Raw genomic sequence first — 26,490 nt, forward strand, 5'->3', positions numbered from 1 at the left:
CATCCTGATGCTGCATCGTCAGCGGGTGAACGTTCCCAGGCCGGTGGTGTCGAGGTTCTCGACGGTGACGGAGTCGACGGCGCCGTTGGCGCCGGTGTGGAAGGTGACGCCGGACAGGCCGACGGCGTTCTCGCCGCGGGTGCGGTAGCTGAACGTGTCTCCGGTGTGGTGCGTCAGTGGGAAGGTCTCCTTGTTCGGACCGAGCACCAGGTCCAGCTGCCCGTTTCCGGCGACGGTGAAGGTGGCGGCCCCGTAGTAGTCGTTCTTGTAACTACCGGTGTAGGAGCTGCTCGCCTTGGGGGGCTGGGGGGACGCGGGTGGCTTGGCGTAGTCGGTCGGGGAGTGGCCCTCGTTGTTCAGTGCCTGGAAGAGCCCGAGGTAGAAGCTGAGCCAGTCGACGGTCTGACCGCCGTTCTGGGCGATGTCGAAGAAGGCGGCGGCGATCGCCTCGGGAACTCCGATCGGCTGTCCGTTGGTGAGCACGACGATGCCCAGTTGCTCGGTGGGCAGCAGGGTGACGGTGGTGGCCGCGCCCAGATCGAAGGCCCCGGAGTGGTTGAGCCGGAGCCGGCCGAGCTGGTCGTAGTTGACGTTCCAGCCCAGACCGTAGAAGCCGGGTTCACCGCCGGGGGCCCGCGGCTGACTGGCGATGTTGTGGGGGATCCGGGTCTGGTCCAGGGCGGCGGGGTCGACGATCTGCTTGCCGTTGTAGGAGCCGTTGTCCAGCTGCAGGCGCATCCATGTGTCCAGGTCGTCGACGGTCGAGCTGGCCCCGCCGGCCGGGGCCTGGGAGTCGGCGTTCTCGGTGGTGGACGGCTGCCAGTGCCCGTCGACCTGGACATGGGCGGCCGCCTTGTCGGCGGCCTGGTCGTAGTCCGAGCGCCGGTAGCTGGTGTGGTTCATGCCGAGGGGCTGGAACAGGTTGGTGGCGGCCAGGTCGGGCCAGGTGGTCTTCGCCGCGTCCGCGACGGCATTGCCCGCCTCGGTCAGGCCGTAGTTGGTGTAGGCGTAACTGGCGCGGAACGGGGACAGCGGCTCCATGCGCAGGTGCGAGATGATGTAGTCCCCGTTGTACCCCAGGTCCTCGAGGAGATCGCCCGGGTGGTCGGGCAGTCCGCTGCGGTGCGAGAACAGATCGGCGATCGTCACATGGGCGGTCACATAGGGATCCTTGAGCACGAAGCCGGGATCGTGGGCCACTACGGGGTCGTCCCAGCCGACGACCTTCCGCCCGACCGCCTGCGCCACCACGGTGGACGCCAGTGGTTTGGACATCGAGGCCAGTTGGAACATCGTGCCCGGATCGACCCGGTCAGTCTTGCCCACCTCGCGGACGCCGAAGCCCTTCGCGTACACGGTCTTGTCCTGGTAGACGACTCCGACGGCGACACCCGGCACTCCGGTGTGCTGCATCGCGTCCTGGACCACACCGTCCAGTTGCCCCAGCGCGCCGGAGACCTGAGCCTGCGACAGCTGCGGCGGCTGTTGGGAGGGCGGCGCGGGGGCGGGGGAGGTCGTGCCCTGCTGAGGTGCCGCGACGTCGCGCGATCCGTAGAGAACGCCGGGGACGGCCAGTGCCGTGACGGCGCCGGCGGAGACAAGAAGTCGTGAGAGTCGCATCCCCGAGCTCCGGATCAGGGGCGCGTACCGTCGGCCCGCATGGATCGACGGTGCATTCCCTCGTCGTCCGCCGCCACCGCAGCCGAGCAGGCCATCACGCCATGTGATCGATGGGCGACGGGCGATGGCGCGCGCCGGGCCGTCGTCCCGGTGGTGTTGCGGGCGGCGGGCGCATGCCCCCATATGGGTGGTGGGCTCGGGGCGGCGTCAGGGGCCGCCGTCAGCGTGTCCGCCGACCAGGACCACGGGAGGTGCGGATGTCCCGGCGCGTGCCGCAGCAGCAGCCGGGGTCGCGGCTGACGGGATGGTTGCGCGCGCACGACCCTGGGCTCGTGGCGACCCGGCGGGCCGGGCGGACCGCGGTCGTGATGCCGGGGCTGTTCGCGCTCTGTACCCAGGTGCTGCACTCGCCGACGATGGCGAGCTTCGCCGCCTTCGGGTCCTTCTCGATGCTGCTGCTGGTCGACTTCTCCGGCCCGATGGTGGAGCGGCTGCGCGCGCAGGCGGGACTGGCCGTGGCCTGGGTGGTCCTCATCTGCCTCGGCACGCTGGTCGCGCACCGGATCTGGCTCGCCGTCCTCACCACCGTCGTGGTCGCCTTCGCGGTGCTCTTCTCCGGTGTGGTCAGCTCGGTGCTGGCCGGGAGCGCGACGGCCCTGCTGCTGGGGTTCGTGCTGCCGGTGGCGACACCCGTACCGCTGTCCCAACTGCCGGACCGGCTCGCGGGCGCGGGGCTGGCGGCAGCGGCGGCGCTGCCGGCGGTCGCCCTGCTGTGGCCGCGTCCCGTGGTCGATCCGCTCAGCGGGCCCGCCGCCCGCGTCTGCCGGGCCGCTGCCGAACGGCTGCGCACCGACGCCGCCCGCCTGGGCACGCCCGCGTCCCGGCCGGGCGCCGACCGGTGCCACGCCGTGGCCGACCGCGCCGCCCGGGCCAGCGCCGACCTGCGCAGGGCCTTCGACGCGACCCCCTACCGACCCACCGGACTGTCCACCAGCTCGCGCACACTGGTCCGCCTGGTCGACGAGCTCACCTGGCTCAGCACGGTCCTCGCGGACCGCCCCGCCTACACCGACGAGTCCCCGGCCTGTGATCCGGCCGCGCTGAGCGTGCGCCTGGCCGCCGCCGAGGTCCTCGACAGTGCCGCCGACCTGCTCACCGACCCACGTGGCGACGTCGGCCGGCTCCGCGACGGGATGAAGGAGCTGCGGGTCGTCATGGGTGCGATGGAGGACAGCTCCACGGTCCGGCTGCCCGTCGAGCGCCCGGTCGGCGAGGGCGCCGCGGAGGTCTACCGATTCATCGCCACGCTCGACTTCTCCTTCCGCGCCCACGAGCTCGGTTATGCCGTGCTGCAGATCGCGGGCAACGTCGACCTGGCCGCCACCGCCTGGCAGCGCGGCTGGCCCGACCGGCTGCTGGGCCGCGAGCCGCACGCGCTGACCGCTCCGCTGGCCGCGGCCCGCGAGCGGGCGTCCGCACATCTCGGGTGGGGCTCGGTCTGGCTGCACAACAGCATGCGCGGCGCGGCGGGGCTCGGCATCGCGGTCCTGCTGGCCGACCTGACCAGCGTTCAGCACTCGTTCTGGGTGCTGCTCGGCACCCTGTCCGTGCTGCGCTCCAACGCTCTGAACACCGGCCAGAACGCGATGCGCGCGGTACTCGGCACGGTGATCGGCTCGATCGTCGGCGCGGGGCTGCTGCAGCTGATCGGGCATCACGGCACGGTGCTGTGGTTCCTGTTGCCGGTGGCCATCCTGGTCGCGGGCATCGCGCCCGCCGCGATCTCGTTCGTCGCCGGGCAGGCGGCGTTCACCGTCACCCTGGTGATCCTGTTCAACATCGGCCAGAACCCCGACTGGCACATCGTCCTGCTCCGCGTCCAGGACATCGCCCTGGGCTGCGCGGTCAGCATCGTCGTCGCCCTGTTCTTCTGGCCGCGCGGCGCCGCGGCCGCCGTGGACCGGGCGCTCGCGCAGGCCTACCGCGACAGCGCCCGCTACCTCTCCGGAGCCGTCGCCTACGCGCTGGGCCACTACGAGACCTCACCCGCCACGCCCGCACCCGGAGAGCCGACGCAGCAGAGCCGTGACGCGGCGGCCTCCGCGCGACGTCTGGACGACGCCTTCCGCAGCTACCTGGCCGAGCGAGGAGCCAAGCCGCTGTCGCTGGCCGACATGACCACCCTCGTCACCGGCGTCGTCGGGCTACGGCTGGCCGCGGACGCGGTCGTCTCGCTCTGGCGGGACTGCCGTCGGGTCCGCACCAAGGCCCATCAGACCGGGGCCGACCAGACCGAGGCCCACCGGGCGATCCTCGGCACGGCCACCCGCGTCACCGGCTGGTACGACGGTCTCGCGGCCAGCCTGGACGGGTTCACACCGGTGCCTGCTGCGGTCCCGCTGGGTCCCGAGTCCGCCGCCCGGCTCGTCGAGTCCGTCCGCACCGACCTGGTCGACCGTGAGGGCCAGGCCACCGCGACCGCCGTCCGGGTCATCTGGACCGGCGACCACGTCGACGTCGCCCGCCGCCTCCAGCCCGGCCTCGCCGCCGCGGCGCAGCAGAGACCGCCCGCGTGACCCGGACCGGTCCGGTCCGTGGCCGGTGCGCCGTGTGCTATCCGTCGAGGTGGTCCCGTACCACCCGCTCGGCAGCCTCGTCCTCCGCCGCCACCGGGGACACCTCGTCGAGCGTGTCCAGATCGGTGTCCTCGACCAGTTCCCGTTCCCAGGCCTCGGCCAGTTCACGCTGTCGCGCGCTGGGCTGCGTACGGACCTTCGCGCGGCTGGCCGGGCTGAGAGCGGCGAGGAAGCGGGTGAGTTCGTCGTCGGGCATCGGGATCCTTCCGGGAGCGTGGCAGGGGTCCACCGACAGGTGTTCCAGGCCGAGGGACGCGGCATCCCGGATGGTGCGGGGGTCACCCGAACAGCTCTCGGCAGGCCCCGCTCCGGGGGGACCGGGCCGCGGAGCCGATCGGACCGGTCGGCTCCGCCACAGGGCGCAGGAACATGGCGTGCCACCGCGGGAGGCTGGAGGCTCCCGCGGTGGCACCCGTCCTACTGGCCTCTCTCGTTGTCCTCAGGTCAGTTGTTGAAGATCTGGAACTCGGAGAGCTGACCGGCGGACCAGCCGGTGTTGGCGGTGATGTCGACCCGCCAGTACCGCTCGGTGGTCGCCGGGAAGGTGATGGTCACCGTGTTGCTGTTGACGTTCGGGTCGAAGGTGTAGGTGGCCGAGGCGACGACGGTGGTGAAGTTGGTGCCGTCGCTGCTGCCCAGCAGCGACAGCGTCTGGTTGCGCGCGGCCCACGCCGTGCTGTTCGGCAGCTCCAGGACGACGCGGCTGACGCTCTGCGCCGAGCCGAGGTCGGCCTGTACCCACTGCGGGAAGCTGCCGTTGGCGCTCTCCCAGTAGGTGGCCTGGTTGCCGTCGGTGACGTTGGACGAGACGTAGTTCTGCGTGTTGCTCGACTCGCTCGTCGCCGTGTTGAGCGCGAGGTTGGTCGGGGCGGTGCTGGTGCCCGTCCCGGTCAGGGCGATCGTCAGCGGGCTGTCGGACGCGTTGCCGGTAACGCTGACGCTGCCGGTACGGGTGCCCGCCGCGGTCGGGGTGAAGGTGACGCTGACGGTGCAGGAGGCGTTCGCGGCGAGGGAACTGCCGCAGGTGTTCTTCTGCGCGAAGTCCCCGCTGGTGGTGACCGAGGAGATCGACGCGGCGGCCGAACCGGTGTTGGTGACGGTGACCGACTGCGCCGCGCTGGTCGAGTTGACGGCCTGTCCGGCGAAGCTCAGCGAGGTCGGGGCCGCCGAGAGCGTTGCGGTCGAGGAGCCGCCGCCCGCGCTCGGGTAGACCGCGAAGTCGGAGAGCTGTCCCGCCGCCCAGCCGGTGTTCGCGGTGATGTCGACCCGCACGTACCGGGCGGTGGTCGCCGAGAACGGGATGGTGACGGTGTTGTTGTCGGCGTTCGGGTCGAAGTTGTAGCCCGCCGAGCCGACGATGGTGGAGAAGTTGGTGCCGTCGGTCGAGCCGAGCACGGAGAGCGTCTCGGTGCGCGTGCCCCAGGCCGTGGAGGGCGGCAGCCGCAGCACGATCTTGCCGACGCTCCAGTTCTGGCCGAGGTCGACCTGCGCCCACTGCGGGAAGGAGCCGTTGGCGCTCTCCCAGTAGGTGTTCGGGTCGGCGTCGGTCAGGTTGGCCGGGACGTAGGAGCCGTTGCTGGAGCTGGCCGACGCCGGCTGCCCGGCGGCGATGTCGGTGGTGCTGTCGGCGGCCGTCCCACTGAGGGCCACGGTCGTGGGGGAGTTGTTGGCGTTGCTCGTCACGGTCAAGGTGCCGGTGCGGGTGCCCGCCGCGGTCGGCGCGAAGCCGACGTTCACCGTGCAGGAGGCGCCGACGGCGATGGTGCCGCAGTTGTTTGTCTGCGTGAAGTCACCGCTGACCGACACCCCGGACACCGAGGCCGAGGTCGTCCCGGAGTTGGTGATCGTCACCGCCTTCGCCGAGGCGGTGGCGCCGACGGCGGTATCGCCGAAGGTCAGTCCGGCCGGGCTCGCCCCGAGCACCGGCCCGGGGGCGGTTCCGGTACCGGACAGCGCGACCGTGTTGGTGACCCCTCCCGCGTCGACGGTGAGACTGCCGGTGCGGCTTCCGGTCGCCGTCGGCGAGAAGGTGACGCTGACGGTGCAGGAGCCGTCCGCCGCGATGGAGCCGCCGCAGGTGTTGGTCTGGGCGAAGTCGCCCGTGGCCGCGATCGACGACACCGACGCGGCGGCGGAGGTCGGGTTGGTCACCGTCACCGTCTGCGCGGTGCTGGTGCTCCCGGTCGCCTGCGAGCCGAAGCCGAGCGCACTCGGGGAGGCGGTGACGCCGGTCGGGGGATAGGGCGGGTAGACCGGGGTCGGCCAGCCGTTGCACTGGGTCGGGCTGATCCCGGAGCTGCCGCCGTTGTCGGTGATCGCGAAGGCCGTGCCCTCGCAGTTGTAGCTCGGCGCGTTGCCCGCGTTGGTCTGCGCGACCCCGGTGGCGGTGACGTTCTGGAAGGTGGCCGCGCCGCCGGTCTGCTCCTGCAGCGCGAAGGTCCCGGTCCCGTTGATGGTCACGGTGTTGAGGTTGACGCCGCTGATCGTGCCCTCGACCCACTGCACGGCCTCGAACGGGCTCTGCTCGATCAGGTCGTTGGTCACGTTGACCGGGCCGGTGATAGCGCCCTGGCTGCCGTCGAACCAGAGCGCGCCGACGCCGAACTGCCAGTTCGGGTCGAGGTCGCCGTCACGGATCAGCGTGTTGTTCGAAATGGTCGTGGTGCCGACCGGGGTGGAGGTGAACCGCTGGCCGACCTGGATGCCGCCGCCCTGGGTGACCCCGGTGTCCTCGACCAGGTTGCCGGTGACGGTGTTGTCGTGGCCGCCGTAGATGGCGATGCCGTTGGCCAGCATCTGCAGCTGGACCGTGTTGTTCGAGATGGTGTCGTTGGCGTCCGCGCCGATGCCGGAGTCGGCCCAGGTGGCGATGCCGTCGTCACCGGTGTTGCGGATGTCGCTGTTGGTCACCTTGGAGTTGGTGACCCCGCCGTGGAAGTTGATGCCGTCGGCGGTGGTGTCGCGAATCCGCATGCCACTGAAGGTCAGCGAGTCCATCGGGCCGTCCATCCAGGCGCCGACCTTCATGTGCTCGATCCACAGGTTTGACACCGTCGAGTTCGACATCGCGCCGCCGATGCCGTTGACCTGGCAACTGTCGCAGCGTTCCTGGACGTTGCCGAGGATGGCGAAGTTCTGCAGGTGCACGCCGGTGCTCGGGTTCGGCGCCGAGTTGCCGTAGAAGCCGGGCGCCGTGCCGGTGACCGTCGAGTACCACATGCCGGCGCCCGCGACGGTGACGTTGTTGACGCTGATGTGGCCCGGGATGTCGTAGGTCCCCGGCGGGATCCACACCGCGCCGCCGGCTCCGGCCGCGGTGATGGCGGCGTTGAAGGCGCTTGTGGAGTCGGTCGCGCCGGTCGGGTCAGCGCCCTCGCTGGTGACCGAGACCGAGCCCGCGGGCTGGGTCAGGGCCGGGCCGACGTTCTCGAAGTCGGCGAAGTCGAGGCTGTAGGAGGAGGCCGTGTCCTCGGAGTCCACCTGGAGCGTGAAGGTGGTGCCCTGGGGATAGGTGGTGTTGAAGAGCCGGTGCACCTCGTCGAAGAAGTGGTGCGGGTTCCCGCTGCTCGGCGTGTTGGTGAACGGGTAGCTGCCGTAGTACCAGCTGTAGGCGTTCGTGAGCGTGAAGTCGCTCTGCTTGACGCCGTTGACGTAGAGCGAGAGCGGCGCGGTGTAGACCGAGCCGTCCGAGCTGTCCGGGATCGAGTAGCGGAAGTCGATCGAGTTGGTGGCCACCGGCGTGGTGAAACTGACGTACTGTCCGCTGCCGTTGCCGGCCAGCGTCACCGCCTTGCGGCCCGAGGCCTCGTCGGCGAGCTGCCCCTGGGTGTAGCTGGGGCCGATGACCGTGCCGTTGGTGGGCGAGCTCTCCGCCTGCACCTCCGCGTAGGGCAGACTCGCGCCGCTCCCGCCGGTCGCGACCGGCGTGGCGGCGAACGCGTGCGGCGTTGTCATCGGCGCAAGAGCGAAGGCGCCCGTCAGGAGCGCCGTACTGGCGACCCCTGCCGCAGCGCGTCTCAGCGTGCGTATCAGCTTGGACAAAAGGTGCTCCTTGGAACCGGAAGGGGTGGTCGTCCGGCACGTCCTGGGTGGGAACGTGCCAGGCGCGGAGCGGCCGGAGCGATGCCGTGCAACGGACACCAGGCAGTACGGGCATGACGCAGAAACGGGCATGACGCCGTACGGGGTGATGCGGAAACGGGCATGACAAGGTCCGGCAGGGGGAGCAGGTGGGACGGTTGCGCGGCTGGAACCGTAATCCCCACGACACCTCTGCGCAATATCTCTCGCTGTAATTGCCAGTTTTTTGCGGCGATATGAAAAGCCATGAGGTAGGCGGTGGGGCCGGAACCACTGCGGCGCTCGCGACGTGTTCCCTGGTCGAGCCCTGTGGCTGGGGTCCCGTGCGCCACGCTTGAGCCGGTGTCGGGCATGAATTGACGGCCGCATCGTTTGCTGCAAGCAGTGCCGGAATCTTGCTCTATCCGCGCAAGCCGTTTACGTGGGCACGTGAGTGGCATCCGGGCCCGGTCGAGTGCAAGGGCCGCCCGCCCGGGAGGCTCGGACCGCGCGCGGACTGTGCGCGGACTGTGTGGGTATGCCTGGGCCGAGAGAAGTGAGGTGGCCGCGTGGTCGGGTGGATTGTGCTGGGGCTGGTGCTGGCGCCGGTTGTGCTGTTCTTCGCGCTGATGATCGCCCTGGCGCTCCGCCGCCCGGAACCGCGCCCGGCGCCCCCGCCGACGTACCGTCCGACCGCATCGGCCGCTCCGCCGGCACCGGCACCTACGCCCACGGGCACGGGCACGCCGGATTCGTCCCCCGAGTTCACCGCCTGGCTCGCGGCGTACCGACGCGCGCACCCCAACTCCACCCATGCGATGGAGATTGCCGCCGTACGCGAGTGGCGCGAGGACAGGACGACGTACCGCGGCATGTCGCCGGGAATGGCGGCCGCGCGCAAGGCGGCGAAGGAGCAGCGCCGCGGGACCGGCTGGGACGGCGACTGGGCCCGGTGAGGGTGCCCGGCCCGTGCGGTCGGAGCCGTCACTTACGCGTGCGGTGTGAGCTCGGACATCTGGAACCTCCACTGGTTGGGTCTCACACCGTTCCTCTTCAGCGTGCAGGAGTGGGTCTTGGACCCATTGCTGTTCACTGCGCGCGTCCCGAACGGTTTTGGGTGCGCTGGTCGCCCGCGCTCGCAACCCCCGGGGCTGGCGCAGGTGTGGCGGCTACAACGGGGTGGAGGCCAGGATGTCGATGCGGTCGATGTGCGGCGGGGTGGCGAGCAGGGAGGGCGCGGCGTCGCCCAAGGCTGCGGCGATGGGGCCGCTCAGGTGGTCGTCGCGGCCCTGCTCGTCGGCGAAGGTGTCGAAGATGCCGAAGGCCGCGGGTCCGAGTCTGAAGGCGAACCAGGTCACGGTGCCGCTCTCCTGGCGTGCCAGGTCCACGGCGTCGGTGAGCAACTGCTCGACTTTGTCGGCGTGTTCGGGGCGTGCGTCGATGCGGGCCAGCAGGCCCAGCCGTGAGGTCATACATGCGCTCCATCGGCGTCGGCAGCTGCCCGGCGGTATCGGGCCCGGGCTGCTTGCCGACGGTACGCCGCGCGGCAGGCTTGGACGGTGCGCCGCGCTCTGCGGCGGGGCTGGTCCGCCGGATCGGACCAACAGCGGCCCGCCAACGAGGTCGGAACGGCACCGGTCGGACTCCGGTCCCTGCCCGCGGTACCCGTTCGGGTGACTTCCGGGCCGCTCGATCCGCGCCGGATCGAGCTGGACATACGCTGGCGCGACCGGCCTGGGGGTGTGCTCAGCGAATACCGCAAGGCCGCCTGAACTGCACGGTCGGCCTGCGGACGCCCACGAGACGCGCAAGGGCACCGCTTCGTGACAGGAGCTTCAACTAGCTTGCGGCACAGTCCAGTTTGGCATCCTATTGGAAGTGACGCCGCGTCACACCCCGTATGGCCCAAGCATATGGATCTGGCACTTGCCTCCCGATTCGCCACTATGCTGCTGGGCGGCCCGAGATGGTGTCAGCGCTCTCGGTGGCCCACTGGGACGTACGCCCGGTGCGTACGGGGGATCCGCTGACTCATGCCCCGATGCCTGTGTGCCGTCTGCGGATCGCAGTGACGGGTGCATGACCATGCCGTTCCTCGATTCCCAAGGACCCCCATGGTTCGTGCTGGTTCCTCGCCCGGCGATGGACACTCCCTGACCGCCCCCTCCCCAAACCCCTGGTTCCTGTCCGCCGTTGCGGTCGCACTCGCTTCGTTGGGCTCGTCGGCCTTCGTGCCGGGAGACGGGAGGTGGGTGGTCCTCGGCTGCGGGCTCTTCTCGACCCTGGTGGTCGCGGCCCTGTCGGCCGAGGTCGCCCGGCGTCGGCGGGACCTGGCCGAACTCGGCAGAAGGCAGTTGGCGGGGGAGGAACTGTCACGCCGCCGACTGGAAGCGCAGGAGGCTCAACTCCTCTATCTGGCGGAAGGACTGCTCCCCAGGGCCGTCGAACGCATCCAGCGTGGCGACTTCATCGACGACATCCTGAAGGACTCCGCCGCTCCCGAAGGTACGGTCACCCCGGAGTTCCAGGCTGCCGCGCAGGTCGCGCTGCGGACGGTGCTGGAGGCCGTCGACGCCGAGGAGGCGCTGCGCGAGTCCGCGCAGCGAGCCTTCGTCAACATCGCCCGGCGCGTCCAGGCCGTCGTGCACAGGCAGGCCCAGGACCTGCGGGCCATGGAGGACCGGCACGGCGAGGACCCCGCCGTCTTCGACGACCTGCTGCGGCTCGACCACGGCAACGCGCTGGTCGGGCGGCTCGCCGACTCCATCGCCGTCCTTGGCGGCGCGCGGCCGGGACGGCAGTGGGGCAGGGCGGTGCCGCTCTACAGCGTTCTGCGTGGCGCGATGTCGCGGATCCTGGACTACCAACGGGTCGAGTTGCACCCCGTCTCCGAGGTGGCCGTCATCGGCCCCGCCGTCGAGCCGCTGATCCACGCGCTGGCGGAGCTGCTCGACAATGCGACCCGGTACTCGCCGCCCCACACCCGCGTCCATCTGACGGCGGCGGAGGTGCAGAGCGGCATCGCCGTGGAGATCGAGGACGGGGGGCTCAGCCTCAGCGAGGAAGGGCGCGCCCGGGCCGAGCGGATGCTGCGGGAGGCGCAGGCCGGCATCGACCTCAACGACCTCGGAGAGACGCCGCGGCTGGGGCTGGCCGTGGTCGGCCGGCTCGCGCAGGCCAACGGGTTCCAGGTGTCACTGCGCCCCTCCGCCTACGGCGGCGTGCGGGCGGTGCTGATCGTTCCCGAGGGTCAGATCACCAGCGCGCCGGGCACCGGCGTGGCGCACGGCATCGGTGCGGCCTCCGGCTCGCGCCCCGGCTGGGACGGGCCGTCGCTGCCTGAGCGCGAACGTTCTGTCGCGCCGTCACTCCGGTCCGCCGGGGCTCCGCGGCCCGAACCCGCGCCACTCGGCTCGGTGCGTACCGACGGTGTGCCCGCCCAGGCGCGGATCGCCGGTGCGGAGGCCCTCGGCCTCGGAGCCCCCGCTCCCGACTCCCTGTCGGCCCAGGCGCTACCCGCCGGGGAGTCTTCGCCGGTGCCTGCGACCGGCCTGCCACAGCGGCGGCGCCGCGCGCTCCGTGCCGACCTGACCGGCAGCCCCGCCCCGGTGACCGGTGCGGCGGGCCGAGCCCGACACGCGGCTGCGCCGGAGCAGTCGGAACAGCGGGAACAGCCGGAACAGCGGGAAGGCGTCCAGCCGGGACTGTGGCTGTCCGCCTTCCAAGGCGGCGTCAGCGATCAACCGGGGCACAGCCCGGGCGCCGGAGCCGGGCCGCGACCCGGCGCCAGCGGAGGTGACAGCGAGGACAACACAGGTGCGCGCGAACGGGGTGACCTCGGATGATTTCTCAGCGATCGAACATGGACTGGTTGCTCCGCGACCTCGCTGAGAGCGTCCCGCAGACCCGGCACGTGGTGGTGCTCTCCGCCGACGGACTGCGGATGGCCCAGTACGGCACCGACGACGACACCGCCGACCGCCTCGCGGCCGCGTGCGCCGGACTGCAGAGCCTCGCCCGGGCCGTCGCTGACGAACTCCCGCAGGGCGACGGCAGGATGCGCATGGTGGTCATCGAGATGACCGGCGGCTTCTTCTACCTGATGGCGGCCGGAGAACGGGCCTACCTCGCGGTGCTCGCGGAGGAGGGCGTCGACGCCGGCCTGATGGGTCAGCGGATGCGCGACCTGGTCGCCCGCATCGGCGAGCACCTCACGACACCGCCGCGCGTCGACGGGTCGGCTGGATGACCGACCAGCACCACGGCGGGCCGCCCGGCCCCGACCTGTGGGACGAGGAGACCCCGGAGCGGCTCTACGTGATCACCGGGGGCCGGTCGGCGTCGACGGGCCACAGGTCGATCGAACTGGTCTCACTCGTCGTCACCCAGGCCGGGCCGGACCCGATGACCCCGCCGGAGCAGGCGGCGATTCTGCGCCTGTGCACCACCCCCCTGTCCGTCGCGGAGATCTCCGCCTACCTGCACCTTCCGGTGAGCGTCATCACTGTGCTGCTGGCGGAGCTGCAGGGCCGCGGCGGCGTCCAGGTGCGTGGGCCGGTTCCGATTGCCGTCCTACCCGACCGCGAATTGCTCGAGGCAGTGATCAATGGACTACAGAGGCTCTGAGCCCGAGGGCTTCGGGCACGAGAGTGCTCAGGAAACCGGTGGGCCCCGCCGTGAGGACCTGCTGCCGCACACGGCCGCCGCCGCCGTGAAGGTGGTCGTCGTCGGCGGCTTCGGCGTCGGCAAGACCACGTTCGTCGGAGCGGTCAGCGAGATCCGGCCGTTGACCACCGAGGAGACGATGACCCAGGCCGGTGCCGGGGTCGACGACCCCAGCGGGGTGCGCACCAAGACCCGGACCACCGTGGCCATGGACTTCGGCCGCATCAGCATCGACGAACGGCTGGTGCTCTACCTGTTCGGCACGCCCGGCCAGGAGCGGTTCTGGTTCCTGTGGGGCGGCCTGTTCGAGGGGGCGTTGGGCGCGGTGGTCCTGGTCGACACCCGGCGGCTCGAAGTCAGCTTCGACGTGCTGGGGCGCCTGGAGGAACGCGGCGTGCCGTTCGTCGTCGCCGTCAACGCCTTCCCGGAGTCCCCCCGCTACGACGTCGAGGACCTGCGCGCCGCACTGGACCTGCCTCCGGCCGTCCCGATCGTCACCTGCGACGCGCGCGCCCAGGACTCCGGGCGCGACGTACTGCTCGCACTCATGCACTACCTCCACTCGCTCACGACCGCTCTGGAGCTCACGTGACTCTCTCCGCTGCCGACGGGGCCGTCCCCGACGCCCACCCGAGCGGCCCGGCGCCGACCGCGCCGCCCTCCGGGGCAGCATCCGGTGGCTGCCCGGTCGCCGGGCTGACGCCGGACGCGCTGCGCCTACTGTTCGGGCCCGAGGCCGAGACCGACCCGATGGGTCTGTACGAGAAGCTGCGCGCCGAGCACGGCCCGGTCGCGCCCGTCCTGGTCGCGGACGGGCTGCCTGCCTGGCTCGTGCTGGGGCACCGGGAGAACCTGGACGTGGCCCGTACTCCGTCCCGCTTCTCCCGCGACTCCCGTCGCTGGCACGCCTTCCAGGAGGGGCTGTTGGGCCCCGAGCACCCGCTCACCCCGATCGCGGCCTGGCAGCCCCTGTGCAACTTCGCCGACGGCGCCGAGCACAAGCGGCTGCGGTCCGCGGTCACCGACAGCCTGGCCCGGTTCGACCGGCGCGGTGTCCGGCGGCACGTCACCCGGTTCGCCGACCAGCTCATCGACGCCTTCGGCGACGGCGGCACGGCGGAGCTGGTGGGCCAGTTCGCCGAGCCGCTGCCGATGCTGGTGCTGACCCAGTTGCTGGGGATGCCCGACGAGTTCGGCCCGCGCATCGTCACCGCCGCCCGGGACATGATCCAGGGCACCGAGACGGCCGTGGCCAGCTACCAGTACGTCGCAGCCGCGCTGGAGCAGCTCGTGGACCGGAAGCGGCAGACCCCGGGCCCCGACTTCGCCTCCTGGCTGATCGCTCACCCCGCCGGGCTCGACACCGACGAACTCGTGCAGCACCTGCGGCTGGTTCTGATCGCGGCGTTCGAGACCACCGCCAACCTCATTACCAACACCCTGCGGCTGACCCTGACCGACCAGCGTTTCCGTGCCAGCCTGACCGGCGGCCAGATGACCCTGCCGGACGCGTTGGAGCAGGTGCTGTGGGACGAGCCGCCGTTCACCACCATCCTGGGCCGGTGGGCGACAGGCCCGACGGAGCTGGGCGGCCAGCAGATCGCCCAGGGCGACATGCTGCTCCTCGGCCTGGCCGCCGGGAACATGGATCCGGCGGTGCGACCCGACCCCACCACACCGGTCCACGGCAACCGCTCCCACCTGGCGTTCGGTGGCGGCCCGCACGAGTGTCCAGGTCAGGACATGGCGCGAGCCATCGCGGACACCGGCATCGACACGCTGATGTCCAGGCTGCCCGACCTTCAGCTCGCGGTCCCGGAGGCGGAGCTGCGCTGGCGTTCGTCCCTGATGTCACGTCATCTCACGGCGCTTCCGGTGGAGTTCTCCCTCCCGTCGATGGTGCGCTCGACTCGGACTCCCGAACCCGCGCCGGCCTGGGGGGTCGGCCAGGGAGACGCCGCGCCCACGGTCACGCCCGACCTGGGCGGCGGCGCCGGGCAGGTGCATCAGGCATCCGCACCGAGGCCGGGCGTGGACGCCGCGCCGACCGGGGAGAATCCGGCACGCCGGCCGGGACGGCTCCGCGCGCTGTTGATCCGGCTGCTCAGTCGATGATCACCCATGCGATCACGCATGTGATCACGCATCCGATCACGCAGCGCTGACCCAGGTCACCTGAGGTCTGCCGCCGACATCCCGTCCCCGTTCGAACCCCCGGTCCGTCGCTCAGCTCGCGCCGTCGCCCACCACCAGGCCATCGCGCGCAGCGGCGGCGGCTCGGGGGAGGGGTCGCTGGGCCCGCTGCTCCAGCGGGCGCCCCAGGTCACCCCCGCGACGGGGACAGGGTTGCGGTTGCGCGGACTGGCGTACCTCGGGGCCTCGTTCATCCAGCCGATGCTGCCGACGACGTAGTGGCCGAGTGCGTCGAGATACCGCCCGAGTGCCGGGCTCGCGTCCGCGGCCACCTGCGCGCGCAGCCGCAGGAACAGGCCCATCACCCGGTCCCGGAGCGCCCGGGCGTCGGCCACCGCGAGCCGCGGGGGACACCCGCGTGTGTGCGCCAGGACGTTCACCAGGTTCTGCTCGGGCCGGTCCTGGCCGTCGTCCTTGGCGTAGGAGAACATGTCGTTGTCGCAGCTGACCACGAATCCCGCGACGTCCGTCAGCGTCTGCACCCGGTCGTCGTACAGCTCGAGCGGCCCCACGGGAATCCGCTGGGCCAGGACGCTCCACGCCAGCGAGAACCGCGTCCCGTTGACCGACGGACGCATCGCGACGTAGTCCTCCAGATCCGGCATGACGGCCCGCTCGGTGTTGCCGGCCTGCCAGGCCGCGCCGAAGAGCCAGTCCCGCAGCCCCTCGCGCACCAGCTGGAACTCCCAGGGGTCGAGGGCCGCGCGGGTGCGCCGCACCAGGTCCTCGAACGCCTCGGACAGCGGCCCCGGGGAGACCCCACCCGCGCCGGGCGTCTCCAGCCCGCGCGCGACACGGGAGTTGAACGCTGTGACGGCGGCTGCCCGGGTGGTGGCCTCCCCGGTGTCGTGCACGAGGTCGTCCAGGGCGAACGCCCAGTGGTTCCAGAGGATGAACAGCAGCAGCCGCTCCTCGTCCGCGTAGGGGATGATCCGGCAGCTGAAGTCGGTGCTGTGGGTGGCCTGTCCCCAAGCCCGCTCGACCTGGTCCGGGTACAGGCCGTGCGCGTCCGCCCAGGCCATCGCCCGCGCTTCGAGACCGGTCGTGTCGCGGAACCTGGCAGGCGTGAGGGGACACCAGAACGGTGGCAGCTCCCACCCGATCGCCGGGACCCGGCCGCCGCGTCCCGGACGGTCCACGGCGGGCCGCGCCTCCTGCCTCGCTTCCTGCCTGGCTTCCTGCCCCAGGAGTCGACGCCACGCCACGTCAGGCCGCCCGGAGGCGGAACTGAAGAATGCGGGTCTCGATGCCCCGGTCCCGCCACAGCCGGTAGAACGTGCCGTGGGTGAGCGCGGACTCGGTCAGTCGCTCCTCGGCCACGGGGCCGCCCGAGCTCCCGCGCACACGATCCAGCTCGAGCGTCGACCAGGCCATGCTCTGCAGCCAGAACTCCGCGACCCGATCCGTGACTTCCTCGTCCTGCTCGAGTTCGAAGCCCGCCTCGCGGGCGGCGGTGATGTACTCGGTGAGCGTGCCGAGCCGGGTGTGGTAGTAGCCGTCGATGAAGCCGGTCCACTCCGGTCGCCGGACGAAGTGCTCCTGCACGCCGAACCAGCCGCCGGGGCGCAGGGCCTGTGCCATCACCCGGAACAGGCGTGCGCGGTCCATGTAGCCGGAGCTCTCGAAGGCGACGGCGGCGTCGTAGCACCGCACGTCGCGCAGTTCGTGAACGTCCGCGAGCCGGGGCTGCACCAGGTGGCCCACTTGTGCGGCGTCAGCGAACCGGTGGATCAGGGGTACGTGCTCACCGGCCACCGTCAGCGCGGTCACGGTGGCCCCGTAGCGCTGCGCCCACAGGATCGCCCCGCCGCCAAGTCCGCAGCCGACGTCCAGGATCGTCTCGGGGGTTCGGTCCGCCACGTCCCACAGCCAGGCCGCCCGCTCGACCATGGCCTCCTGTGATCGCACCAGGCGTCTTCGGATCACATCCTGCGCCACGGAGGTGTTCGGTGTCTCGCCTCTCTCGAAGAGGCCCACGTGGAAGTGGATCCGTGGACCCGGACCGTACTTGTGGATGATGGCCTGCGTCTTGGACGCGTAGTAGAGGGGCACCTGCGCGGCGTCGAACTCGAGGGTCGCACCGCCGAAGTCCTCCAGAGTCTCCAAGGCACCAGAACCACGAGTGAACCCGTTGTCCACGAAAACCACCCCTGAACTGAGCCATGCGGAACGAGTTGTTGCACAAACCTGCACCAGGGCTGTGCTGCCCCGGTCATATTCGGACAGCACTTGGCCGTTAACCGACCGGATTTGGCGCAAAGGCCCCCGCGCGAAACCGGGAGTCGCGCCTTCACCCCCTCCGGTGGGAGCCGCCACCCAGATGCTGAGCTGCCGCGACTGCGGGCGAGTGCTGAGAAAGCTGGGACTCTCATGCGCGCGTCACGATTTGGCCGATTTGGCGATCGTCGGACGGACCGCAGTGCGGGCCAGCTAGCGTGCGAAGCGTGAAGACCTACCGCCCCTTGGCCGCCTGCCTGTTGCTCGCCGCGCTGAGCGGTTGCTCGCTGCTCTCGTCGACGTCCACGTCCACGCCGGCCGACGACCCGCACACCGTGGCGGTCTTCGCGCCACAGGAGCCGCTGAGCCCCACGCAGGAGCAGCAGTTGGCGCAGATGCTGCAGAAGCGGGCGGTCGCGCTCGGCATGGCCGAGGTGCACGCGCAGGTGGTGGCGGACGGCGTGTCCGTAACGATGCGCGGCGACCAGCGCGGGCGCCTCGCTGCGCTGGGGCGGAGCGGGACGCTCTACCTGAGGCCGGTCCTGGCAGTCCGCACGGTCGGGGCCGGCCAGGCGGCGCAGCAGGGCGCGGCGCCCGCCGACATCGCGTCCGCCTACGCCGCACTGTCCTGCCCGGCGGCTTCGCCCACCTCCGCGAGCCACATGGAGGCCGGCCCGGCGGCCGACGCCGCCGTCTGCGGCACCGGGGGTTCTGGCGGTACTGCCGGCACCGGCGGCACCGGCGGCACCGGCGGCACCGGCGGTACCCTCGCGTCCTCGGCCTTCGCGCTGGGCCCGGCGGCAGTGACCGGGGCCTTGATCAGCCGAGCGAGCGCCGCCTCCTCGCCCCAGACGGGCGGCTGGATGGTGAACCTCAGCATGGACAGCCAGGGCGCCACGGCCTTCACCCAGGTGACCAGTGAGTTGGCCACCAAGACCACCCCACAGAACGAGCTCGCCGTCGAACTGGACGGCGCCGTCGTCTCGGCGCCGTCCATCTCCGTGGCGATCACCGGCGGCCAGGCGCAGATCTCCGGCTCGTTCACCCGGCAGGACGCCCAGGATCTCGCGGCGGCGCTGAACTCCGGCAGCATCCCGGCCGTCACGCTGAAGCAGAGCAGCTACACGCCTTGACTTCCAGCTCCCTGCCCTAACGGGGCGGGGATTCCTGCCACGGTCGTCCGACGGACTCAGCGGCTTCCCGCTTCACGTCGCTGCGCCGGTACAGGTACGGGTACCGGCTGTCTGTAACGACCGCCGGCGGCCCCACGCGGCTCTGGTACAGCGGCCTGGGCCTGTTCGCGTGGGAATGCGCCCCTCCGCCGACGGCTTGGACTGGACCACCACCGCTGTCCCGACTCGTCGCGGAGATCGCTCAACTCTGCGAGGCCCGGCCGCAACAGTGGGACTGCCGGCGGCAGACCCGGTCGGCCGTCAGGACTCGTATCCCTCCACCTCGGCGGCCGGGCGAACCCGTGCGTCGCCCGGGTCCTGGCCGAACTCCACCCGGGCCCGGCGCTGGCGCAGCAGGTCCCAGCACTGGTCCAGCTGCACCTCCAGCGCAGCCAACTCCTTTCGGGCGGCGTCGCTGTCCGCGCTGCCGTCGGCAATCCGGGCGCGGAGCTGCTTCTCGGTGTCGATCAGTCGGTCGATCGAGCCGAGGATGTCAGTGTTCTGCTCGCCAGCCATCGGGCCTCCCTGGTGCGCTGCGGTGGACACCACTCATCCTCGGCCCGCACCGGTCCCGGCGCATGCCGGAAACACCCGGTGGGCCGAGCAGCTGCGCGACCGTTCTGGACCCCCGGGTTTGTGCCGAGTCCCGGCCGCCGACGCCAACGACCCGGCCGAGTAGGCGATTCCGCTCGTTGATGGCCGCGCTACCGGCCGTCCGGACGACAGCCCAGTCCTCCCGAAGCTGCCCGTGTCCGCCATGGCCGGGCGCTCGTTGACCCGGCGGAGCCCACCCTCCCCTGGGCGACTCCCCGGGGCGGCGCACCGAAGGTGTCGCGCGCCGCCCCGGCCCCTTGGTAGCGCTGGTCACGAGCGGCAGCGACCATTGATCCCGGGAGACGGCGGGGCCGTGTCGGGTCTGCCGTGACCCGGTGCTGTCAGATGGTTCCGCGGAGCTTGGCCAGTGCCTCGTTGAGGAGGATCTCGCCTTCCTCCTGGCTACGGCGCTGGCGGACGTAGCCCATGTGCGTCATGTACGGGGCGTTGCTCTCCGCGGTGGGGGTGTTGTCGGGGTCCTGGCCGGCGGGCAGACCGCACTTGGGGCAGTCCCAGACATCCGGGACCACTGCCTCGATCGCGAAGCTGGGCCTGCTGTGGTGGCCGTTGCTGCACCAGAACGACGCCGTCGTGCGGGGGGCGAGGTCTCCGCGCTCCGGCTCCCCGAGCGGCCCCGACCCGATGCGCGCGCCCCTGATGCCTGTCCGTCCCTGTGCCACGCTCTACTCTCCTCGGCCTCGATGTCCACGCCACGGATGAGCATGGAAAGGGTCAGCGTACGGCCATCCGCCGTCGACCTGGTCCACGGGCCCCGGACCGAACAGTGAACCGGGCCCCCGCCGGATACGCGGCGAGGGCGGGACCGACGCCCGAGGACGCCCGCGTGACGCTGCTGCCCCCGGACGCCCGAACTCCGCGGATGCCCGGCCCCGGCCGCGAGCGTAAGCCCTTCCGGCTGACGTCGGGGCCGGTCCGAAATCTCTTGGACGGCGCGGGGGCCGGCTTGCTGAAATGGGAGACGGCCGCTGTCGGAGTCGAAGGGATGCGGCGATGACCGAGATCAGGCTGCACCTGTCGGTGCGCGGCCTCGCCGACGCGGACCTGCCGTCCTGCGGCTGGGCCGGTTCCTCCAAGCACGTGCGCGAGCTCGTCCACCAGATCCGCCGCGCCGAGGCGGGCGAGATCGACTACCTGGCGGTGTGCACGCCGGTCGGGCTCCCTGTGGCGGTCGGCGGCATCGACTACACGGTCAAGCCCGGCGCCGGCACGCTCTGGCAACTCGGCGTCCACCCGGCCCTCCAGTCCTGCGGGATCGGCACGCTGCTGATCCGTTCCGCCGAGCAGCGGATCGGCGCCCGGGGCCTGACCCGCGCCGAACTCGGAGTCGAGGAGAGCAACCCGCGCGCCCGCGCCCTCTACGAACGCCTGGGCTACCGGGCCTTCGGTCGCGAGCTCGATTCCTGGGACGTGGAGGCCGAGGACGGCTCACTCCAGCGGTACGAGACGATGTGCACGCTGATGCGCAAGAACCTGGCGTGACGCTGGATTTCGCGGCGTTCGCCGCCGAGGCGACGGCCGACCCGGCCGCCGTCGGGCTCGTCCTCCAGGGCTCCACGGGCCGGGCCCACGAGGGCATGGCCACCCGTCACTCCGACCACGACGTCTACGTCATCCTCGAGGACGTGCTCCTCGGCAAGGTACTCGTCCACGGCGCTCCTCAGGTTCGGCCGACGGCGAGACCGGTCCGCTGTCCGCCGTCGGCCGGCGGAGGGAGGACCTCGACGTGGACGTTGTGGAGACCGTGGCTGCGAAGCGTGAACTCCCAGGTCGCTCGGGTGAAGTCGAACCGCGTGACCGCCGCCTTGGGCCCGAGCGGAGGCACGTCCTCGGCTGCGGTGTTCGAGAACGCGTACACACCACCTGCGCTGAGGCGCTTTCGGACGAGCGGGAGGAGCATGTCGGGGTTGGTGAACCAGTGCGCGCCGAACACCGAGTACACGACGTCGAAGGTCTCGTCGGTGGCGGTGAGGAACTCCAGGGCCTCGCCGGTGATGAACGCGAGGCCGGGCATGTGGCCCCAGCGTTCGCGGGCCTTGGCGTTCTGGGTGGGGGAGACGTCCATGCCGGTGCAGTGGGCGCCTCGGGTCGTGAGGTGGGCGAGGTTGCAGCCGGTCCCAGAGCCGAGCTCAAGCACGCTGCGATCCGTGAGCGGGCCGAGGATCGTCTCGTCGGGGCCGTAGTCCTGGTGGGAGGTCCAGTTGAACCAGGTGGCCTGTCCGGCGGCGTTCACGTCGCGGCGTGGGGTGCGCCCGCTGGTGGCGTAGCGCTCCCAGGCTTGCTCGATCGTGGCCGACTCCATCGTGGCTCCTTCCCGACGGGCTGCGCCCGATCCCTTCAACGGTAGGGACCGGGCGCAGGTTGCGGGGCGGTGTTGGTCAGTGGGAGGGGCTGTCGGAGCACCCGGCGTGGCACTGATGGCAGCGGGAGTCACAGTCGGCGTTCATGGTGAGGTCGTCACCGAGCGGGCCCCAGAGCTCGCTGTCGATGGTGAAGCCGTTGGCGCGCAGGGCGTTGATCGCGGCTGAGAGCGGGACGCCGGGGCCGTCACCAGTGTCGGGCTCGTGGTGGATGAACCGGCCCGCGACGCGGTCGCAGAACGCGGTGTAGTCGCGGGTGTGGAGCAGGAACGTGTGCCAGCCAATGTCGACCAGGGCGCTGGGGCCGATCGGCTGGGTGGCGACCGCAGCGGTCGCGAGGAACGCGATCGCCTGATCGAGGATCCGCTCGGCCGTCGCCTGGTCGAGCTCGGGTGGTCCTTGGTGATGCGCTGGGTGAGCTTGTCGAAGAGGGGCGCGTCGATCAGGGCGCGGCCGGTGAGCGGTGCCAGGGCGGTCGTCACTGGTTGCCTCCAAGAGGTTTCCGGGTGCACCTGATAGTGCATATTCCCTGCTCGCCCGCACTGGCCCAGCGGCTCCGTCCGGGGCCTGCGCGCGCGAGGGGGCGTCACCGTCGACCTCCACTGGGAGCGCGGCGCCCTGACCGAAGCCAGGATCACGACATCCCAGCCCGACACCGTGGTCGCAGTCGTGTGCCCGAGCACGGCAGGGCCCCTGTGGTTCGACCGTGAAGACGGATCGGCGATCACGCCGGATACGGGCTGCGCCGTGGAGAGCGGCGGTGAGCCCATCCGGGTCTGCATGCCCACACCGGGGAACTACCGCCTTGGCCCAGGGTCTGACGCACAGTCAGGTGCCACGACCACAGCGTTCGACGTCGCCGTGCACACCCATTGACGGCGTGCAGACAGTGCCCTTATGTTCAGAACTGATTGATTCTGCGTAGTTGAGCCGTGGAGTCGATCAATTCTCAACAGGGCTGGCGAGGGTTGTCCGACGCGCCGGACCCTGTTCCTCATCTCTCACCGTCCCCTGGGAGTCCTTGTGAGCGTCTTGAGATCACCGCGTCGACGATCAGGTCGGCGCGCATCCTTACTGGGCCTGCTCGTTCTGCTCCTCGCGATGACGCCCGCGTCCGCTGTGTCCGCTGTGTCCGCGGCGACCGCCGGGTCCGCGGCGCCCGCCGTATCTGCGGCGACCAACCTGTCCGCGGCGACCGCCGCGATTGCGACCAGCATCACGATCAACGGCGCCGACAGCGGCCGTAGCTTCGACGGCGTCGGCGCGATCAGCGGCGGCGGAGGCAACTCCCGGCTGCTGATCGACTATCCCGAACCCCAGCGCAGCCAACTGCTCGACTACCTGTTCAAGCCCGGCTACGGTGCCTCCCTGCAGATCCTCAAGACGGAGATCGGAGGGGACACCAACTCCACCGACGGAGCCGAACCCAGCATCGAGCACACCAAGGGCACGGTCGACTGCAACCAGGGCTACGAGTGGTGGCTCATGGAGCAGGCCAAGCAGCGCAACCCCGCCATCAAGCTCTACGGACTCGCCTGGGGTGCACCGGGCTGGATCGACGGCGGCTCGGGCAACTTCTGGTCCAGCGACACCATCAACTACCTGCTGTCATGGCTCGGTTGCGCCAAATCCCACGGACTGACCATGGACTACCTGGGCGGCTGGAACGAGCGTGGCTACAACGCCACCTGGTACGAGAACCTCAAGACCGCCCTGGTCACTGCCGGTTACGGGTCCGTCAAGGTCGTGGCCGCCGACTCGGACTGGTCCGTGGCCGACAGCATGACCACCGACTCCGCCTTCAGGAGCGCCGTGGACATCGTCGGCGTCCACTACCCCTGCGGCTACTTGGGCAGCTACACCTCCTGCCCGAGCACCGCCAACGCCCAGGCACTCGGCCAGCCGCTGTGGGCGAGCGAGAACGGCTCCGAGGACGCCGACTCCGGAGCAGGGGCCGTGGCCCGCGCCATCAACCGCGACTACATCGACGGGAAGATGACCGCCTACATCAACTGGCCGGTCATCGCCGCGCTCTATCCCAACCTGTACTTCTCCACCGACGGCATGGACATCGCGAACCAGCCCTGGAGCGGCAACTACACGATCGGCGAGACCACCTGGGTGACCGCGCACACCACGCAGTTCGCCCGGCCCGGCTGGCAGTACCTCGACTCCGCCAGCGGCTACCTCGGCGGCAACCGCAACAACGGCAGCTACGTCACGCTCAAGTCGCCGAACAACTCCGACTACAGCACCGTCGTGGAAACCATGGACGCCACCTCCGCCCAGACCGCGGACTTCACCGTGAGCGGATCCTTGTCCACCGGCCAGGTCCACGTCTGGGCGACCGACGTCAACTCCACCGACCCGTCCACCTGGTTCGTCCACCAGCAGGACATCACCCCGGTCTCGGGCAAGTACTCGCTCACGCTGCAGCCCGGCTACGTCTACACCGTGACCACGACCACCGGCCAGGGCAAGGGCGCCGCCACCCCGCCGGCCGCGGCCCCGCTGGCACTTCCCTACGCGGACGACTTCGAGACTCCCGCAGCCAGCACCTCCCCGAAGTACTTCACCGACATGAACGGCGCGTTCGCGACCGTGCCCTGCGGCGGCGGCCGCAGCGGTACCTGCCTGCGCCAGATGGCAGCGACTACCCCGATCCGGTGGACCAACGAACCCTACGACGCTCCCTACACGTTCATGGGGGACGGAAGCTGGAGCAACTACACCGTCACCAGCGACGTGATGTTCGAACAGTCCAGCAGCATCGAACTGCTCGGCCGCATCAACCAGCAGGGCCGCAACAACAACGGCCTGAACGCCTACCACCTGCGCGTCAGCGACACCGGCGCCTGGTCCATCGACAAGAGCGACACCAGCTGGAACTTCACCACCCTCGCCGCCGGCACCACCACCGCGCTGGGCACGGACCGATGGCACACCGTCGCCCTGACCCTGCAGGGTTCGACTCTCACCGCCAGCGTCGACGGCACGACCCTGGGCAGCGCCACCGACAGCAGCTACGCCTACGGCCGGGCCGGTCTCGGCGTCACCGGCTACCAGACCGACCAGTTCGACAACTTCCGGCTGAGCCCGGGCACGCCCACCACCCACACCGGACCGGTCACCTCGGGCATCACCGGCAAGTGCCTCGACGACAACCAGGCCTCCACGGCCGACGGCACCCAGGTGGTGCTCTGGGATTGCAACGGCACCGCGGCACAGCAGTGGACCTGGACCGGCAACACCCTCACCTTCGGCGGCAAATGCCTTGACGCAACCGGGCAGGGAACTGCCAACGGAACCCTCGTCGAACTGTGGACCTGCAACGGCGGCTCCAACCAGCAATGGACGTCACAGGGCAACGGCAGCCTGATCGGCACCCAGTCCGGCCGCTGCCTGGACGACCCCGGCTTCACCACCACCAACGGCACCCAACTGGATATCTGGGACTGCAACGGCGGCACCAACCAGAACTGGACCCTGCCCTGACGATCACACCCCGGGCCCGGCGACACTTCGCCGCCGGGCCCGGCCACCCACTCCTTCGGCCCTCATGACCCTGGGGCCCCACCGGACTTGATCCACGATCGTCCGTAGGGCGGATTCGGGGAGGTGCGCCGAGGCTTCTGGCAGGCCCCGCCAAGGTCCGGCAGGTCGGAGTGGGCCTCTGGGGCCGCTCTTGGCGGCCACTCCTGCAACGCTTTGTGGCAAGCACTCCGGCGTGTGTCACGAGGCGCCGCTATCGTTCGGCCGTGACAGGTTCCGTGGAACGCCCGCTGCTCTTCCTTGACGTTGATGGACCGCTCATCCCGTTTGGGGCAGTCGGACATCCGACTTACCCAACCAACAATGAGCCTGCGGGCAGCGCCTCGAACCCGCTTCTGGCAAGGATCAACCCCGGGCTCGGTCCCAGGTTGTCGGCGCTTCCGTGCGAGCTGGTCTGGGCAACGACCTGGATGTCCGATGCGAACGAGTGCATCGCGCCGCACCTCGGGCTGCCGGAACTGCCCGTGGTGATCTGGCCGGAGCCGTCCGAGAACGATCAACGAGATGAGCGGGCCGGACTGCACTGGAAGACCCGCGCACTCGTCGATTGGGCCGCCGGGAGGGCATTCGCCTGGGTCGACGATGAGATCACCGCGAGGGATCGGGCCTGGGTGTCCGCCCACCACGGTGAACGAGCGCTGCTCCACCGCGTCGACCCCCGCCGCGGCCTGGCCGACACGGACTTCGTTCTCCTCAGCGACTGGTTTGACCGGCTGTGAGTCGTTCCTGACCGCAGGTTCGTGGTGGCGTGGATGATGACGCAGTGACGGACATCAGCGCGGACCGTGTGAAGGTCCACTTCCGGATGGACGTGGACGAGGACGGCTGCCCGCCGGTGAGCGTCGAGAGCCTGTGGGCGGTTGACCTCGGCGACGGGACGATGCGGCTCGACAACACCCCGCTCGGTCCGAACGCGGCCCTTTGGTTTGTCTGCGGCTGCGCCCTGCTCTCTGCGGCGACGCTGCGCCTGGGGCTCGGCAACCGTCCGCCCCGGCAGGCCGACGGCACCTCGGCCGGCGCCCCGCTGGGAGGCGCCTGGTGGGGCTCACGGCGCAGGCACTGCAGCCGTCAGCGGCGATAGCCCTCGCGGCCGCGGCCTCGCTGAGCCGCGACCACTGCCCCTGCCTGGCCTCCACCGCCCTGCTCGACACCCGGCTGCTGGCCAAGCCGTGCACCCGGAGCTGCCGTTCAGGGCTGCCTGTGGGCGGCCTGCTCCGCCCCGGCCCGGAACGCGGACGAACGCCTGCGGGCCTGGGCCGCACCTCTGAACACTTCCCCAAGGCCCGGCAGTCCAGGGAAGCAGGATGCTCGTCCGGTCCGGCGCACACGGCAATTGGTCTGTACCAGTCTGTGCGAATGGTCTTGACCAATAAGTTCCCCGCACGTAGAAAGTGGTCACCTTGC

General features: G+C 70.7%; 23 protein-coding genes. 13 read left to right on the forward strand and 10 right to left on the reverse strand.

What is annotated here, in order from left to right; translation table 11 throughout:
* Positions 1–18: 18 nt before the first annotated feature.
* Positions 19–1,620 (reverse strand): serine hydrolase, encoded by a 1,602-nt coding sequence (locus tag ABH940_RS13190; protein ID WP_370105323.1) that lies wholly within the window; start codon positions 1,618–1,620, stop codon positions 19–21.
* 332 nt (positions 1,621–1,952) lie between these two features.
* Here ABH940_RS13190 and ABH940_RS13195 point away from each other — a divergent pair, with 332 nt between their 5' ends.
* The gene (locus ABH940_RS13195; RefSeq protein ID WP_370062894.1) at positions 1,953–4,196 is read left to right on the forward strand and encodes an FUSC family protein; all 2,244 of its coding nucleotides are present in this window, start codon (positions 1,953–1,955) and stop codon (positions 4,194–4,196) included.
* A gap of 37 nt (positions 4,197–4,233) precedes the next feature.
* Here ABH940_RS13195 and ABH940_RS13200 read toward each other — a convergent pair whose 3' ends face one another.
* Both ABH940_RS13200 and ABH940_RS13205 read right to left on the reverse strand, forming a co-directional pair.
* On the reverse strand, positions 4,234–4,452 hold the full coding sequence (locus ABH940_RS13200) for a hypothetical protein (RefSeq protein ID WP_370062896.1): 219 nt from the start codon (positions 4,450–4,452) through the stop codon (positions 4,234–4,236).
* A 248-nt stretch (positions 4,453–4,700) separates the two neighbouring features.
* Positions 4,701–8,210, reverse strand: coding sequence for a choice-of-anchor D domain-containing protein (locus tag ABH940_RS13205; protein WP_370105324.1), 3,510 nt, complete (start codon positions 8,208–8,210; stop codon positions 4,701–4,703).
* Positions 8,211–8,884: 674 nt separating this feature from the next.
* Between ABH940_RS13205 and ABH940_RS13210 the strand changes: the two genes are divergently transcribed.
* Positions 8,885–9,271: a hypothetical protein gene (locus ABH940_RS13210; protein ID WP_370062900.1), complete on the forward strand. Its 387-nt coding sequence runs from the start codon at positions 8,885–8,887 to the stop codon at positions 9,269–9,271.
* A 213-nt stretch (positions 9,272–9,484) separates the two neighbouring features.
* Here ABH940_RS13210 and ABH940_RS13215 read toward each other — a convergent pair whose 3' ends face one another.
* Positions 9,485–9,787, reverse strand: coding sequence for a putative quinol monooxygenase (locus ABH940_RS13215; RefSeq protein ID WP_370062902.1), 303 nt, complete (start codon positions 9,785–9,787; stop codon positions 9,485–9,487).
* Positions 9,788–10,429: 642 nt separating this feature from the next.
* Between ABH940_RS13215 and ABH940_RS13220 the strand changes: the two genes are divergently transcribed.
* Genes ABH940_RS13220 through ABH940_RS13240 form a run of 5 tightly spaced genes read left to right on the forward strand, consistent with a single transcriptional unit; the run spans position 10,430 to position 15,095 of the window.
* Positions 10,430–12,160 (forward strand): ATP-binding protein, encoded by a 1,731-nt coding sequence (locus tag ABH940_RS13220; protein WP_370105325.1) that lies wholly within the window; start codon positions 10,430–10,432, stop codon positions 12,158–12,160.
* Positions 12,157–12,564 carry a roadblock/LC7 domain-containing protein gene (locus tag ABH940_RS13225; protein ID WP_370062906.1) on the forward strand — a complete coding sequence of 136 codons (408 nt, stop codon included), beginning with the start codon at positions 12,157–12,159 and terminating at the stop codon, positions 12,562–12,564. The genes ABH940_RS13220 and ABH940_RS13225 overlap by 4 nt, the downstream gene beginning before the upstream one ends.
* On the forward strand, positions 12,561–12,941 hold the full coding sequence (locus tag ABH940_RS13230; RefSeq protein WP_370062908.1) for a DUF742 domain-containing protein: 381 nt from the start codon (positions 12,561–12,563) through the stop codon (positions 12,939–12,941). Before ABH940_RS13225 ends, ABH940_RS13230 begins: the two co-directional genes overlap by 4 nt.
* A complete protein-coding gene (locus ABH940_RS13235) occupies positions 12,922–13,572 on the forward strand; it encodes an ATP/GTP-binding protein (RefSeq protein WP_370062910.1) in 651 nt (216 codons plus the stop codon). Before ABH940_RS13230 ends, ABH940_RS13235 begins: the two co-directional genes overlap by 20 nt.
* On the forward strand, positions 13,569–15,095 hold the full coding sequence (locus ABH940_RS13240; protein ID WP_370062912.1) for a cytochrome P450: 1,527 nt from the start codon (positions 13,569–13,571) through the stop codon (positions 15,093–15,095). Before ABH940_RS13235 ends, ABH940_RS13240 begins: the two co-directional genes overlap by 4 nt.
* A gap of 56 nt (positions 15,096–15,151) precedes the next feature.
* Here ABH940_RS13240 and ABH940_RS13245 read toward each other — a convergent pair whose 3' ends face one another.
* Both ABH940_RS13245 and ABH940_RS13250 read right to left on the reverse strand, forming a co-directional pair.
* A complete protein-coding gene (locus ABH940_RS13245) occupies positions 15,152–16,312 on the reverse strand; it encodes a hypothetical protein (RefSeq protein ID WP_370105326.1) in 1,161 nt (386 codons plus the stop codon).
* 67 nt (positions 16,313–16,379) lie between these two features.
* Complete coding sequence (locus tag ABH940_RS13250) at positions 16,380–17,279, reverse strand: cyclopropane-fatty-acyl-phospholipid synthase family protein (protein WP_370062916.1); 900 nt, start codon at positions 17,277–17,279, stop codon at positions 16,380–16,382.
* Between the two features lie 338 nt (positions 17,280–17,617).
* Here ABH940_RS13250 and ABH940_RS13255 point away from each other — a divergent pair, with 338 nt between their 5' ends.
* Positions 17,618–18,523, forward strand: a complete 906-nt coding sequence (locus ABH940_RS13255; RefSeq protein WP_370105327.1) for a hypothetical protein — start codon at positions 17,618–17,620, stop codon at positions 18,521–18,523.
* 300 nt (positions 18,524–18,823) lie between these two features.
* Here the strand turns inward: ABH940_RS13255 and ABH940_RS13260 are convergent, their stop codons facing one another.
* Together ABH940_RS13260 and ABH940_RS13265 are read right to left on the reverse strand one after the other, a co-directional pair.
* Entirely contained in the window at positions 18,824–19,078 is a 255-nt protein-coding gene (locus ABH940_RS13260; protein ID WP_370105328.1) for a DUF2630 family protein, read from the reverse strand.
* Between the two features lie 419 nt (positions 19,079–19,497).
* Complete coding sequence (locus ABH940_RS13265; protein WP_370062922.1) at positions 19,498–19,836, reverse strand: RNA polymerase-binding protein RbpA; 339 nt, start codon at positions 19,834–19,836, stop codon at positions 19,498–19,500.
* A gap of 331 nt (positions 19,837–20,167) precedes the next feature.
* On the opposite strand from ABH940_RS13265, the gene ABH940_RS13270 reads away from it, so the two are divergent.
* Positions 20,168–20,656 (forward strand): GNAT family N-acetyltransferase, encoded by a 489-nt coding sequence (locus tag ABH940_RS13270; RefSeq protein ID WP_370062924.1) that lies wholly within the window; start codon positions 20,168–20,170, stop codon positions 20,654–20,656.
* Positions 20,657–20,834: 178 nt separating this feature from the next.
* Here the strand turns inward: ABH940_RS13270 and ABH940_RS13275 are convergent, their stop codons facing one another.
* Both ABH940_RS13275 and ABH940_RS13280 read right to left on the reverse strand, forming a co-directional pair.
* Positions 20,835–21,476 carry a class I SAM-dependent methyltransferase gene (locus tag ABH940_RS13275; RefSeq protein ID WP_370105329.1) on the reverse strand — a complete coding sequence of 214 codons (642 nt, stop codon included), beginning with the start codon at positions 21,474–21,476 and terminating at the stop codon, positions 20,835–20,837.
* 76 nt (positions 21,477–21,552) lie between these two features.
* On the reverse strand, positions 21,553–22,029 hold the full coding sequence (locus ABH940_RS13280; protein ID WP_370062928.1) for a hypothetical protein: 477 nt from the start codon (positions 22,027–22,029) through the stop codon (positions 21,553–21,555).
* Positions 22,030–22,056: 27 nt separating this feature from the next.
* On the opposite strand from ABH940_RS13280, the gene ABH940_RS13285 reads away from it, so the two are divergent.
* From ABH940_RS13285 to ABH940_RS13300, 4 genes are all read left to right on the forward strand, one after another.
* Positions 22,057–22,410 (forward strand): glycoside hydrolase family 95-like protein, encoded by a 354-nt coding sequence (locus tag ABH940_RS13285; protein ID WP_370063000.1) that lies wholly within the window; start codon positions 22,057–22,059, stop codon positions 22,408–22,410.
* A gap of 225 nt (positions 22,411–22,635) precedes the next feature.
* Positions 22,636–25,029: a ricin-type beta-trefoil lectin domain protein gene (locus ABH940_RS13290; RefSeq protein ID WP_370105330.1), complete on the forward strand. Its 2,394-nt coding sequence runs from the start codon at positions 22,636–22,638 to the stop codon at positions 25,027–25,029.
* 263 nt (positions 25,030–25,292) lie between these two features.
* Positions 25,293–25,805, forward strand: coding sequence for an HAD domain-containing protein (locus tag ABH940_RS13295; RefSeq protein WP_370105331.1), 513 nt, complete (start codon positions 25,293–25,295; stop codon positions 25,803–25,805).
* Positions 25,806–25,849: 44 nt separating this feature from the next.
* Positions 25,850–26,167, forward strand: a complete 318-nt coding sequence (locus ABH940_RS13300) for a hypothetical protein (protein WP_370062935.1) — start codon at positions 25,850–25,852, stop codon at positions 26,165–26,167.
* Positions 26,168–26,490 lie beyond the last annotated feature (323 nt).

This window comes from Streptacidiphilus sp. BW17 (genome assembly GCF_041262485.1).
Classification (GTDB): Bacteria; Actinomycetota; Actinomycetes; order Streptomycetales; family Streptomycetaceae; genus Streptacidiphilus.

Coding starts and splice junctions, on each gene's coding strand:
- ABH940_RS13190 (WP_370105323.1), bottom strand. CDS start 1,620: ATGCGACTCTCACGACTTCTTGTCTCCGCCGGCGCCGTCACGGCACTG.
- ABH940_RS13200 (WP_370062896.1), bottom strand. CDS start 4,452: ATGCCCGACGACGAACTCACCCGCTTCCTCGCCGCTCTCAGCCCGGCC.
- ABH940_RS13205 (WP_370105324.1), bottom strand. CDS start 8,210: ATGACAACGCCGCACGCGTTCGCCGCCACGCCGGTCGCGACCGGCGGG.
- ABH940_RS13215 (WP_370062902.1), bottom strand. CDS start 9,787: ATGACCTCACGGCTGGGCCTGCTGGCCCGCATCGACGCACGCCCCGAA.
- ABH940_RS13220 (WP_370105325.1), top strand. CDS start 10,430: ATGGTTCGTGCTGGTTCCTCGCCCGGCGATGGACACTCCCTGACCGCC.
- ABH940_RS13225 (WP_370062906.1), top strand. CDS start 12,157: ATGATTTCTCAGCGATCGAACATGGACTGGTTGCTCCGCGACCTCGCT.
- ABH940_RS13230 (WP_370062908.1), top strand. CDS start 12,561: ATGACCGACCAGCACCACGGCGGGCCGCCCGGCCCCGACCTGTGGGAC.
- ABH940_RS13235 (WP_370062910.1), top strand. CDS start 12,922: ATGGACTACAGAGGCTCTGAGCCCGAGGGCTTCGGGCACGAGAGTGCT.
- ABH940_RS13260 (WP_370105328.1), bottom strand. CDS start 19,078: ATGGCTGGCGAGCAGAACACTGACATCCTCGGCTCGATCGACCGACTG.
- ABH940_RS13270 (WP_370062924.1), top strand. CDS start 20,168: ATGACCGAGATCAGGCTGCACCTGTCGGTGCGCGGCCTCGCCGACGCG.
- ABH940_RS13275 (WP_370105329.1), bottom strand. CDS start 21,476: ATGGAGTCGGCCACGATCGAGCAAGCCTGGGAGCGCTACGCCACCAGC.
- ABH940_RS13290 (WP_370105330.1), top strand. CDS start 22,636: ATGACGCCCGCGTCCGCTGTGTCCGCTGTGTCCGCGGCGACCGCCGGG.